The sequence below is a fragment of the Maribacter sp. MAR_2009_72 genome (assembly GCF_007827235.1).
GTDB classification, from domain to species: Bacteria; Bacteroidota; Bacteroidia; order Flavobacteriales; family Flavobacteriaceae; genus Maribacter; species Maribacter sedimenticola.
The window spans coordinates 2,753,063-2,765,331 of record NZ_VISB01000001.1; the positions used below are offsets into that span (position 1 = coordinate 2,753,063).

The 12,269-nt window shown below is 37.4% G+C and carries 8 protein-coding genes; 7 read left to right on the forward strand and 1 reads right to left on the reverse strand.

Translation table 11 applies throughout. The features are described from left to right. Window positions 1-193: 193 nt before the first annotated feature. The 7 genes from JM81_RS11650 to JM81_RS11680 all read left to right on the forward strand — a co-directional run bounded on the left by JM81_RS11650 (window position 194) and on the right by JM81_RS11680 (window position 11,381). Window positions 194-4,387, forward strand: a complete 4,194-nt coding sequence (locus JM81_RS11650) for a PAS domain S-box protein (RefSeq protein ID WP_144803619.1) — start codon at window positions 194-196, stop codon at window positions 4,385-4,387. Next, window positions 4,368-4,784: a response regulator gene (locus tag JM81_RS11655; protein ID WP_144803621.1), complete on the forward strand. Its 417-nt coding sequence runs from the start codon at window positions 4,368-4,370 to the stop codon at window positions 4,782-4,784. Before JM81_RS11650 ends, JM81_RS11655 begins: the two co-directional genes overlap by 20 nt. Before the next feature lie 124 nt (window positions 4,785-4,908). Beyond that, the gene (locus JM81_RS11660; RefSeq protein ID WP_144803623.1) at window positions 4,909-5,775 is read left to right on the forward strand and encodes an MBL fold metallo-hydrolase; all 867 of its coding nucleotides are present in this window, start codon (window positions 4,909-4,911) and stop codon (window positions 5,773-5,775) included. 33 nt (window positions 5,776-5,808) lie between these two features. Beyond that, window positions 5,809-7,458, forward strand: a complete 1,650-nt coding sequence (locus JM81_RS11665; protein ID WP_144803625.1) for a S8 family peptidase — start codon at window positions 5,809-5,811, stop codon at window positions 7,456-7,458. Between the two features lie 15 nt (window positions 7,459-7,473). Beyond that, window positions 7,474-9,327: a M1 family metallopeptidase gene (locus JM81_RS11670; protein ID WP_144803627.1), complete on the forward strand. Its 1,854-nt coding sequence runs from the start codon at window positions 7,474-7,476 to the stop codon at window positions 9,325-9,327. Window positions 9,328-9,388: 61 nt separating this feature from the next. Beyond that, on the forward strand, window positions 9,389-9,772 hold the full coding sequence (gene rnpA / locus JM81_RS11675; protein WP_144803629.1) for a ribonuclease P protein component: 384 nt from the start codon (window positions 9,389-9,391) through the stop codon (window positions 9,770-9,772). Continuing rightward, the gene (locus tag JM81_RS11680; RefSeq protein WP_144803631.1) at window positions 9,753-11,381 is read left to right on the forward strand and encodes a S41 family peptidase; all 1,629 of its coding nucleotides are present in this window, start codon (window positions 9,753-9,755) and stop codon (window positions 11,379-11,381) included. Before rnpA ends, JM81_RS11680 begins: the two co-directional genes overlap by 20 nt. A 14-nt stretch (window positions 11,382-11,395) precedes the next feature. Here JM81_RS11680 and JM81_RS11685 read toward each other — a convergent pair whose 3' ends face one another. Beyond that, window positions 11,396-12,253: a DUF1080 domain-containing protein gene (locus tag JM81_RS11685; RefSeq protein ID WP_144803633.1), complete on the reverse strand. Its 858-nt coding sequence runs from the start codon at window positions 12,251-12,253 to the stop codon at window positions 11,396-11,398. Window positions 12,254-12,269 lie beyond the last annotated feature (16 nt).

Consider the following 12,269-nt stretch of genomic DNA (forward strand, 5'->3'; position numbering starts at 1 on the left):
CTATAGACCACCGATAAAACACCCAACTCGTTTTTAATTTTATAATACGCTTTGTCTTACAATTATCGCAGAAATTACCTGTAGTTAAAAATCATTTTTTAACTTTACTTATGTTCTCCCCAACATAATAAAAATTAATATTTATGAACTAATATGTTGGCAGAACCCAAATTATATTTCAAAACATTCTTAAATGTTTGAAAAAAAAATTTTTTCCATATTTAAAAAACCCCTCTTAATTGGGTTCTTGGTATTTCTGCTTTCCTTCATTATTATTCAAGCATTTATATATCAAAGGGTTCAGTTACAACTAAAAGAAGAGCAGCAAAGGGTTCATAATAGGGCATTGAAATTAAAGGACGACCTTTATTTTGCCATGGGACAAAGTTATTTGACCACCCAAACGTTGTCCTATATCGTAGAAAATTATGGAATACCCCAAAACTTTGATAGTATTTCCAAACTATTGCTCAACAACAATGCCTATGTAGATGCACTGGAATTGGTTAATGGCGAGGGGACCATAACCCATATTTATCCTTTAGCGGGAAATGAAATTTTAGGGTTCAATATCTTTAAGGATTCCGTTGCCAAAAAAGGGGCCCTGTACAGTAAGGAAAAAAATGACCACTTTACCATTGGACCAATTAAATTAAAACAAGGCGGAGTAGGTTTTTTATCTAGAAAACCGTTATATAAAGAAAACCAATTTGCAGGTTTTGCCGCAGCTATTATACGGTTATCCACTATAGTGGAACTAGTGGAGTCCGCTTCAGAAGACCTAACCGCTTTTTCGTACCAACTAGCAAAAATAAACGAAGATCAAACAGAAGAGGTCTTCTATTCTTCAAAAAATATTGCTCTGGACAATGCAGTTAATGTTCCCATAACTACCCAACAGGGAGAATGGAAGTTATATGTAATATCTACCGACCCCCATTCCTTTGCTGCTTTTTGGCCCATATCAATGCTTGGTTTTGTTTTTTCTTTTATCTGTGGCGCTTTTATCTTGTTTATTACCCGCCAACCTATAAAATTGAACCAAATGGTCCAAGAAAAGGTGCTCTTGTTAAAAGAAAACCAACACAAATATGAAACCTTGGTGGAACAAGCTTCAGACGGTATTATTGTTTCTAACAAAGCGGGAGAAATTTTGGATATCAATGAAACTGGTACCGCAATGTTCGGGTATACCAAAAAAGAAATATTAGAAAAAAACTTTAATGAACTGGTGTCCCCTGAAGATTTGGCGAAACTACCGCTACGCTATCATAAAATTATAAAGGAAAAGCCCTTTGTGTCCGAGCGGAACATGATCCGTAAAGATGGCAGTACATTTTCTGGCGAAATAAGTTCCAAGGTTTTACCGGACAACACCGTACAAGGCATAGTAAGGGACGTTACGGAAAGAAAAAACTTGGAAAAGATTGCGCAGAACAACCTAAAAATTTTCAGCAAGGCGTTTAACAATAGTACCATTGGTATGACCATAAGGGACGAAAACAATCTTTTAGTGGACGCCAATACGTGCTTTTTAACACTAACAGGGTATAGCCTAGATGAAATCAAAGGGAAATCCATATCTGAACTGGGACTGGTCAACACTAGAGACTTGAACAGGGAAAATTCTGCTGCCCATTCCTTGACCAGTGCAGATAAAATCGACAAAATGGAGGTCGATATTATAGATAAATCAGGCAAAACTTTGCATGTGCTGGCTTCTGTGGAACCTTTTGAGTTTGAAGGCAGAAACTTATGTCTTTCTACCTTTATAGATCGGACAGAGACCAAAAAAGCACATATAAACCTGCGTCAACGGGAAAAGGAGTATAGACAGTTGACCGAGCGAATATCCGATGCCTTTGTTTCTTTTGATAGGGAATGGAAGTTTAAGAGCATCAATGCCAAGGCGGCAAAAATTGTAGGTATGAATGTCGAAAAAATGGTTGGTAAAAATTTATGGGAGGTCTATCCTACTTTTAAGAACTCAGAAGCCTATGCCGTTTTTACAGGCGCAATGGAAACTCAAGAGTACACCCATTTTATACAATATCATGCCACACATGATAGTTGGATCGAAAACCATTTGTATCCATCAGAAGATGGGCTATCCATATATTTTAGGGATATCACCAAAAAGAAACAGGCAGAACTTGAAAAACAGCAATTAATAGCCTTGGTTGAGAACAGTCCCGGTTTTATTGGATTGGCAACCTTAGAAGGGAAATCTATCTATGTGAACAAGGCCGGCAAACAATTAGTGAGTATTTCCCCCGATGATGATCTTTCCCAAATAAATATTTTAGATTATTTTCCTATAGAATATAGGGATATTGTTGCTTCCAGTCATTTACCCTCTGTTCTTGAAAACGGTATTTGGACCGGTGAGATTGATTTTAGAAATTTTAAAACCAATGAACCTATACCCTTAGAACTATCCAGTTTTTTAATCCATGATAGCGCCAATAATCCTATAGCAATAGGCTGTATTGCATTTGATCTTACAGAGCATAAAAAAGCACAAAATGAAATACTTGACCTTAAAAGTAAAATGGACACGGCAATACGTATTGCCAAAATAGGTTATTGGGATTGGAACCTTGATACCGGGATCATTGATTGGTCGCCAAGGATGTATGAAATTTATGACGTTACCCCCGGAACCTTAATTACGGCAGACATGGTTGAAAAATTAGTTCACCCAGATGACCTTGACCTCCATAAAAATATCTTGGAGCAGTTAAGCCCAAAAAATGAAGGTAGTTCTTTTACCTACAAAACCATAAATGCTGCCGGAAAAATTAAATATGTGCTGGTAGAGATGGAAGTGGAAGAGGATGAAAACAACAACCCCATACGATATAGGGGAACTGTAATAGATATCACAAAACAGAAAGAATCAGATAATAAGATAATTGACCTACAGGCAAAAATGAACGCCGCCATTAGAATAGGAAAATTTGGGTACTGGAATTGGAATATGGACTGTGATATTGTAGAATGGTCACAAGAAATGTACAGCATTCATCATATTGAACCCAACACCCCTATGACTGTTGATATGGTCAAAAACGTCATATATGAAGATGATAGGTCTATTCTAGAAAATAGGTTAAATGTAAAAATGGGTGAAAAAACAGATTCACCAAGTGTTTATAGAATTTTACTAGAGGATAAAACGTTTAAGTACATTCTGGCATTTTCTGAATTAATTTATGATAAAAACGGTAAACCAATACGGTACCATGGTACTGCTATGGATATAACAAATAGTGTCTTGGCCGAAAGAGCATTAAAGGAAAGCCAAGAGAAGTTTGAAAAGGCCTTTCAGACAAACCTAATGGGTATGCTCATCATAGATTCCAACAGAAGGGTTCTAGAGGTAAACTCAACAGTGCTTACACTCTTAAACCTTAATAAAAATGATCTTTTAGGTAATACTATATTGGAGAGCGGCGCTGTTGTTATGAACGATTATGACGATAATAAAAGAGCAAAATTATGGTCAAAGTTTACAGAAGAGGGTAGATTAAAGAACTATGAGTTTAAAGTAAGCTTGGCCAACGGTCAACGAATAACCTTGCTTGTTTCCATAGAACCACTATTTTATAACCACAAGGAAAATTATCTGGTTACACTAATAGACGATACCAAACGAAAAGATGCAGAAGACGCTTTGGCCCTGCAAAACGTACAACTAAAAAAAACGAATTCTGAACTGGATAGTTTCGTGTACAGTGCCTCTCATGAACTAAGGGCTCCATTAACTTCCGTTTTAGGGCTAATTGACCTTAGCATGTCCGAAAATATTGATCAAGATTTGATGATCAATCTTCAAATGATGGAAAAATCAATTAAAAGATTGGACGATTTCATAAGGGATATCATTGAATACTCAAGAAACAAACACTTACAGATCAGCAAGGAACCTATATCTTTCCAGCAACTAATTGAAAGTGCCATAGATACTTTTTGGTACCTTGAAAACACGAAAAACATAAAAATAAACGTTAGTGTTAAAGATGAAATCCCATTTGTGTCGGATACAAAGAGAATTTCAATCTTATTGAACAATTTTATTTCTAATGCCATTAAATACCATGACCTATCCAAAAAGCATCCAATGATATGGATAGATATCACCACCTCTAAAAAAGAAGCGGTGATCGTGATCAAGGATAATGGCCTTGGAATGGAAGAAGCACAAATAGAACGTATTTTTGATATGTTCTATAGAATATCATCCCAAATCATGGGTACGGGTATAGGCTTATTTATCGTAAAGGAAATTATGACGAAACTAAACGGTACGATCAATGTTACATCATCCTTGGGAGAAGGATCAACTTTTACTTTAAAATTACCAAATGAATCAAGAACAATCTAACAAAGCACTTTCGGTATTGTTAATTGATGACTCTGATGTCGACAACTTCATCAATAAGGCGATCATTTCAAAAGAAAAATGTGTGGACTCTATAATAATCAAATCTTCTGGAATGGATGCCCTAGCTTATTTGAACAGTGTTGCCGATAATCCAGATACGCATCCGGATGTTATATTTTTAGATATTAGAATGCCTAGAATGAACGGCTTTGAATTCTTGGACGAGTATATAAAACTGCCCGAAGAATTAAAAAAACATCCACAAATATTTATTTTAAGTTCTTCATTGGATCCCGTAGATAGTGAAAACGCGGAAAAATATGATTTTATAAAAGGCCATCTATCCAAACCATTGGCACATCATAACCTTACCGAACTTTTACTAAAGGAGGCATAGCAAACATTTTGGACTTATAAACCCGGCCATTTCAATGTCAAATTTAATTTTGGCCCAAATACATAAATGATAATATATTCTTAATAATCCTATCATTTCATGTGCTTTTATTATTTTGCCCTTTATGAAAATTTATCCTGTAGAAACCGGCAACTTTAAATTGGACGGAGGGGCCATGTTCGGAGTTGTTCCCAAGACTATTTGGCAGAAAACAAATCCTGCCGATGCCAATAACCTTATCGATATTGCCGCCCGAAGCCTTTTGATAGAAAATGGCGGCCAACTGATTTTGGTAGATACAGGTATGGGAAACAAGCAGTCCGATAAATTTTTTAGCTATTATAACCGTTGGGGAGATTTTACCCTGGACAAGTCACTTAACAACCTTGGTTTTCACAGAGATGATATTACGGATGTCTTTTTGACCCACTTGCATTTTGATCATTGTGGAGGAGCCATACAATGGAACAAAGATAGAACAGGTTATGAGCCCGCCTTTAAAAATGCAAGGTTTTGGTCCAATGAAAAGCATTGGAAGTGGGCAACACAGCCAAACCCTAGGGAAAAAGCTTCTTTTTTAACGGAAAATCTTATGCCTTTGCAAGAAAGTGGTCAATTACATTTTATAAAAGAAACGGAAACCGCTTTTTCATCTAACAACTCGTTGGATTTTGATATTCGCTTTGTAAATGGGCATACGGAAAAACAAATGTTGCCACAATTTACGTATAAGGAAAAGACCATGGTCTTCATGGCTGATCTTATACCCACCGTAGGACATATTCCATTGCCTTATGTAATGGGTTATGACACCAGGCCGCTGTTAACCATGCAAGAAAAAGAACGTTTTTTAAACGAAGCTGCGGAAAATCATTATTACCTTTTCTTTGAACACGATGCCCACAACCAATTATGTACTTTAAAACATACCGAAAGAGGTATACGCCTAGACCAGCTTTTTACTTTTAATGAAGTATTTGGTCAAAATTAACTGTAAATCTTAAAACTAATTCAATACCCATATATGACAAATACATATTTAAAACCCTTGATAATTACTTCCTTGGTTGCCCTATTAACAAGTTGTGGCAGTACCAGCCCTGCTTCCAGTGGCGGATTAATTCTTACCCCTGTTGAAAACATTGATGCTACACCTCTAAAAATTTCTGATCTAACCGATGATGAAAAGAAAAATTGGGGACACTTAGACCTTGTAACCGATACCATACCGGGTATGAGCGTCAACAAGGCTTACGATGAAATCATTAAAAATAGAAAAGGGACCAAGACAATTGTTGCGGTGCTTGATTCTGGAATTGATTTAAACCATGAGGATTTGGATGGTGTTTTATGGACCAATACCAAAGAAAAGGCAGGAAATAACATTGATGATGACGGTAATGGTTATATAGATGATATTCATGGATATAATTTTCTGGGCGAATCTTACAATGAACAATTGGAGTATGTACGTATGCTCCGCTTAAATATTGGAGACGCCGCAACCTTGTCCAAGGCAAAAGCAGAATTGGATAAAAAATATAACGAAGCCCTACAGGGCAAGCAACAATATGAGCAAATCTATCAGGCCGTAAAAAATGCGGATGCTGAGGTCAGGGCATATTTAAAAAAAGATGTCTATACCAAGGAAGACCTTGCGGGTATTGAAGCAAACAGCGAATCAATGCAAAGAAATTTGGCTATCCTAAACCAAATGTTCAGTATTAAGGATTCCATACCAGAGGTATTAAAGGAATTGCAAAATGGTATAAAGCATTATACGGAACAACTTAATTATAATTTAAACAAAGATTTTGACGGTAGAGCCGTCGTTGGTGATGATGCTTATGATATTACAGATACAGATTATGGCAACGGCAACCCACAAAATAGGGTAGATGACGAGAGCCATGGAACGCATGTTGCTGGTATAATCGCTGCAGAACGAAACAACGGCATTGGTGTCAACGGTGTGGCCAACAATGTGGCTATTATGAGTATTAGGGCGGTTCCCAATGGGGATGAATATGATAAGGATATTGCACGTGGAATACGCTATGCGGTAGACAACGGTGCCAGAATCATTAACGGTAGTTTTGGTAAATCATTTTCGCCCAAGGCAGAATGGGTATATGAGGCTATCAAATATGCGGCGAAAAACAATGTGCTTTTCGTACATGCGGCAGGTAATGATGGCGCTAATTTAGATGATCCAAACAATGGAAATTATCCTAATGACCAAATAAACAACGGTCCAGAAATTGCGGATAATGTATTGACAGTTGGTGCCCTAAATCCAAAATACGGTTCCGAGCTGGTAGCCTCATACTCTAATTATGGCGCTATCAATGTAGATGTTTTTGCTCCGGGCACTGATATCTATTCAACCTATCCCAACAATTCATACGAGTTTTCACCAGGTACCTCTATGGCAGCTCCGGCAGTGGCAGGTATCGCAGCTCTTGTTATGTCTCAATATCCGTCATTGACAGCGGCACAGGTAAAACAAATTATATTAGAGTCTGGCCTGCCTATAAAATCAAAAGTAATTTTAGGTGGAGACAATAGTAAAAATGCTTCTCTAAAGGAAATATCAACTTCTGGAAAAATTGCCAATGCCTATAATGCATTGGTAATGGCAGGACAAGTTGCTTCTGGAAAGCTTAAATTATAATACGAATACAACGTTATGATAAAATCACTTTTTACCTTATTGACCGTTTTTGGTTTCGCTTTTGCAACAGCTCAAAACAAGACCGACTATTGGCAACAACATGTAGATTATACTATGGATGTCAATATGGACGTAGACACCTTTCAATATAACGGAACCCAAAAATTGGTCTACACCAATAATTCTCCAGATGAATTGAACCGGGTATATTTTCATTTGTATTTCAATGCCTTTCAACCCGGTAGTGAAATGGATATTAGGTTACAGACCATTCCAGATCCAGATAGTAGAATGATCACCGAGGAAAAGGTTAGTAGAATATCCACACTTACAGATTCCGAAATGGGATATCTTCATGCCACGTCTTTGACCCAAGATGGCAAACAATTAAACTATTCAGAAGAAGGTACCGTATTGGTCGTTAACCTTGCTACTCCTATTGCGCCGGGGAAACAAACTACCTTTAATATGGAATTTAAAGGCCAGGTGCCTTTACAGATCAGAAGGTCAGGTAGAAATAGTGAAGAAAACATTGCCCTATCCATGAGCCAATGGTATCCAAAACTTGCGGAATACGATTTTGAGGGGTGGCACGCTGACCCATATATTGCAAGGGAATTTCATGGTGTCTGGGGAGATTATGACGTAAAATTGACTTTAGATAAAAATTACACTGTTGGCGGTACCGGTTATCTTCAAAATGCAGATGAGATCGGTCATGGTTATGAATCTCCGGGCACAAAAATAAAAAAGCAAAAAGGGAAAACACTTACTTGGCATTTTAAAGCCCCAATGGTACATGATTTTATGTGGGCTGCCGATCCAGAATATATACATGATGTGCAACAAGTACCTAATGGGCCAACATTACATTTTTTATATAAGGACGATCCAAAATTATTGGAAAACTGGAAAAAACTTCAACCCAAAACGGTTGAGGCTATGGAGTTTTTTAGTAAAAACATAGGTGAGTACCCGTATGACCAATATTCCGTGATTCAAGGTGGTGACGGTGGTATGGAATATGCCATGTCCACATTAATTACCGGTGACCGTAAATTTGGTAGTCTTGTAGGCGTTATGGCCCATGAATTGGCCCATTCCTGGTTTCAGCACATTCTTGCCACTAATGAGGCCAAACATGAATGGATGGATGAAGGCTTTACCTCTTTTATCTCTAAACTTTGTATGGGTGAGATAATGGACCTTGACAAGGAAAATCCTTTTGAGGGCACGTACAAAGGATACAGGAACTTAGCGCTTTCAGGTAAGGAACAACCCCAAAGTACCTATGCTGATCGCTATGCACTTAATTTTGCCTATGGTATTTCTGCCTATAGTAAAGGTTCCATATTTCTGTCCCAATTGGGTTATATCATTGGTCAGGATAAATTAATGGAAACCATTCGTAAATATTATACCACTTTTAAATTTAAACATCCGGTCCCAAATGATTTTAAAAGAGTTGCAGAAAAAATATCCAACATGGAACTGGACTGGTATTTAACAGATTGGACCCAGACAACGAATACTATAGATTATAGTATCAAAAATGTAGCGGACAAGGAAAAGAGTACCCAAATTACTTTAGAGAGAATAGGACTTATGCCAATGCCTTTAGATATTCTAGTGGTATATGAGGATAATACGAAAGAAACATTCTATGCTCCTTTAAGAATGATGCGTGGGGAAAAAGACAATCCTTATTCCGGTATTGAACGAACAGTGCTGGAAGATTGGCCTTGGGCATATCCTACTTATACCTTTGTTATTGAGAAACCAATGTCGTCCATTAAAGCCATTGTTATAGATCCTTCTCAGCTCATGGCAGATGTTGACCTTGAAAACAACGTTTGGCAAGCAGAATAATAAGCATAGATAAAGAACGCCCCTGAATTTAGGGGCGATTCTTTGATTTTAATTTATATAAATGGACCAAACTTTCGGTAAAAAGGAAAAACTTAAAAGTAAAGTGCTTATCACCAAACTGTTTGATAAGGGCAAGGGTATTTCCAGTTTTCCGTTAAAGTTGATTTATTTGCCCGTTACCAACCACACCGTTTCCTTTAAAACTGGCGTTACCGTTTCTAAACGAAACTTTAAAAGTGCGGTAGATAGAAATAGGATTAAGCGTTTGCTTAGAGAGGCCTATAGGCGTAATAAAGCGCTGGTTTTTAACAATACGGAGGGTAACTATGCGTTTCTATTTTTATACCTTGGTAAGGAAATGCCATCCTTTGAGCAATTAGATCATAAAATGAAGCTCGTTTTAAATAAGTTTAAGCTACAGATCAATGAAAAAAATACTCAGTAAAAAAATACTTGTTCCCATTATTGCTGTTGCCTTTCTTTTTATAGGTAGTAGTTATAAAAGTGATTTTTTTGAAATAGCCAAGCAAATAGAAATTTTTACCACACTGTTCAAAGAATTGAACATGAACTATGTAGATGAGACCAACCCTGCAGAATTAATGGATACCGCCATTAAAAATATGCTGGAAGAGTTGGACCCCTATACCAAATTCCTAAATGAACAGGATGTTGAAACTTATAGAATAAACAATGCGGGGGAATATTCCGGTATTGGTGCCTTGGTACGTACCTACAAAGATAAATTGTTGATCATAGAGCCACATGAAGGTTATCCTGCGGATAAAGCCGGTTTAAAGGCCGGTGACGAGATAATACAGATCGGAGATATCAAAGTGGCGGATTTTGAAGATAATGCAAGTGAGCTTTTAAAAGGGGCTAACGGGTCTTCTATTGACGTTACATATAAAAGACAAGGAGCTATAAAAACGACCACCATTACACGAGAGGGAATAGAAGTAGATGCCGTTCCCTTCTTTAAACTTATCAATGACGAGACCGGTTATATTGTTCTATCAAAATTTAATGCAAAAGCAAGTGAACAGACCAAGGCCGCTTTGTTGGACTTAAAGGAAAAAGGGGCAAAAAAAATTATTTTGGACCTAAGGGACAATCCAGGCGGTTTACTTTCCGAAGCTATAAACGTAACCAATTTATTTGTTCCTAAAGGGGAACTGGTCGTGACCACAAAATCCAAGGTCAAAAAATTCAACAGGGAGTACCATACCAAAAACCAACCTGTTGACGAAAATATACCATTGGTGGTTTTGGTAAACGGCAGTAGTGCATCTGCAAGCGAAATTGTATCTGGAAGTCTCCAAGATTTGGATAGGGCCGTGGTCATGGGAGCACGTAGTTTTGGAAAAGGCTTGGTTCAGCGCCCATTAAAATTAACATACGGTACGCAACTTAAGGTTACCATCTCTAGATACTATACCGCATCCGGCCGTTGTATACAGGCACTTGACTATTGGAACAGGGACGAGGGCGGAAATGCAGTTAGAAATACACAGTTTAATGATTTCTTTACCAGAAACGGTAGAAAAGTACAGGATGGTGGAGGTATCTTACCTGATATTGAAATAGCTACGGTCAAAACCAATGACCTTACCATGGCCTTGCTTCAAAACAATGTAATTTTTGATTATGCCACTAATTTTCATTATCAGAACACGTTTGATAAGGTAACCGACTTTAAATTTACCGATGCTGATTTTAACGCGTTCAAGAACTATGTACAACAAAGTAACTTTTCTTTTGAAACAAAAGCGGAAATAGCCATCAAAAAAGCACTCTCAGGTGATGAAAACGATTTTTTAGGTGCTGATGTCAAGGATAGTTACAAGACACTACTGGCCAATATTGAAAAGGGGAAAATCAACGCATTGGATAAATACCAAAGCGAAATTCAAAAAAACCTGGAAGACGAAATCGTTAAGCGCTATTTTTATAGGGATGGATTATATCAATATTACCTTAAAAACGATGATGCCATATTGGCCGCTACGGAATTATTGCAAAATACCTCCAAGTATACCAGTATATTAAAATAAATGCCTATTTAATTCTAATAGGCGCAAGATGCCGCATCGTCAATTACATAATAGTCCCTATAGTTTTTTGCTTTAGGGTCTGTACACCCCTTTAGATTCTTGATCTTGATCGACCTAAAATCTATTGGTTGACCTTCGCTCTGCAAAGCAATCAATCCTTCTTTTAAAGGTTTCCCATCTTGTTTTAAATTGGCATCAAACCCATTGACCACCCCGCCACCTATTTGTGGTTTGGTATATTGTAATACCGTCTTGCCATTAATGATATGGGTAATCAAAGAATCATGTAGTACGATCAGTTCAGCTGTAACCCATTGATTCCCATAATACGTATCAGAAGTGGAATTAATACAGTGCCTAGGGTCTATTTTACCTTCAAAGACCACATCTGTGCCCGGAGAGCACATGTTACCGGTAGGGCGGTCTTTTCCTTTTTCTATACCCGCTAAAAACTGCATTTCTACGGATATTGGCCAATCTTGCTCTTTAAGCATTGTTCTTGGGTCCTGGGAATGAAACATAATACCACTGTTAAGCAACGTGTAATCCGGAGCGCCTGGGTACAAATCGCCTACAAATCTATACTGCAAGGTCAAATGAAAATCTGAAAAAGGCTTATCGTAATACAGGTGAGAAAACCGGTCGTTGAATTCTCCTTCATATTGATCGTAACGCACTTTTATCATTCCATCTTCTGCACGAAAAGTATCCCCATAATTATCCCCTACCTCGTAGTGGTGAATTTTTGTGGTCCATCCTTTTAAATTTTCTCCATTAAACATGTTTTCCCAATCATCTTGGATTTGAGATTGTAAGGTGGCACATCCTATAGCCAACATCAATACGGAACATAAAAAATCTTTCTTTGCCATTTATATTTTCATTTGT

Excerpts from the sequence above, each read along its gene's own strand:
- JM81_RS11650 (WP_144803619.1), top strand. The coding sequence starts at position 194 with ATGTTTGAAAAAAAAATTTTTTCCATATTTAAAAAACCCCTCTTAATT.
- JM81_RS11655 (WP_144803621.1), top strand. The coding sequence starts at position 4,368 with ATGAATCAAGAACAATCTAACAAAGCACTTTCGGTATTGTTAATTGAT.
- JM81_RS11660 (WP_144803623.1), top strand. The coding sequence starts at position 4,909 with ATGAAAATTTATCCTGTAGAAACCGGCAACTTTAAATTGGACGGAGGG.
- JM81_RS11665 (WP_144803625.1), top strand. The coding sequence starts at position 5,809 with ATGACAAATACATATTTAAAACCCTTGATAATTACTTCCTTGGTTGCC.
- JM81_RS11670 (WP_144803627.1), top strand. The coding sequence starts at position 7,474 with ATGATAAAATCACTTTTTACCTTATTGACCGTTTTTGGTTTCGCTTTT.
- rnpA (WP_144803629.1), top strand. The coding sequence starts at position 9,389 with ATGGACCAAACTTTCGGTAAAAAGGAAAAACTTAAAAGTAAAGTGCTT.
- JM81_RS11680 (WP_144803631.1), top strand. The coding sequence starts at position 9,753 with ATGAAAAAAATACTCAGTAAAAAAATACTTGTTCCCATTATTGCTGTT.
- JM81_RS11685 (WP_144803633.1), bottom strand. The coding sequence starts at position 12,253 with ATGGCAAAGAAAGATTTTTTATGTTCCGTATTGATGTTGGCTATAGGA.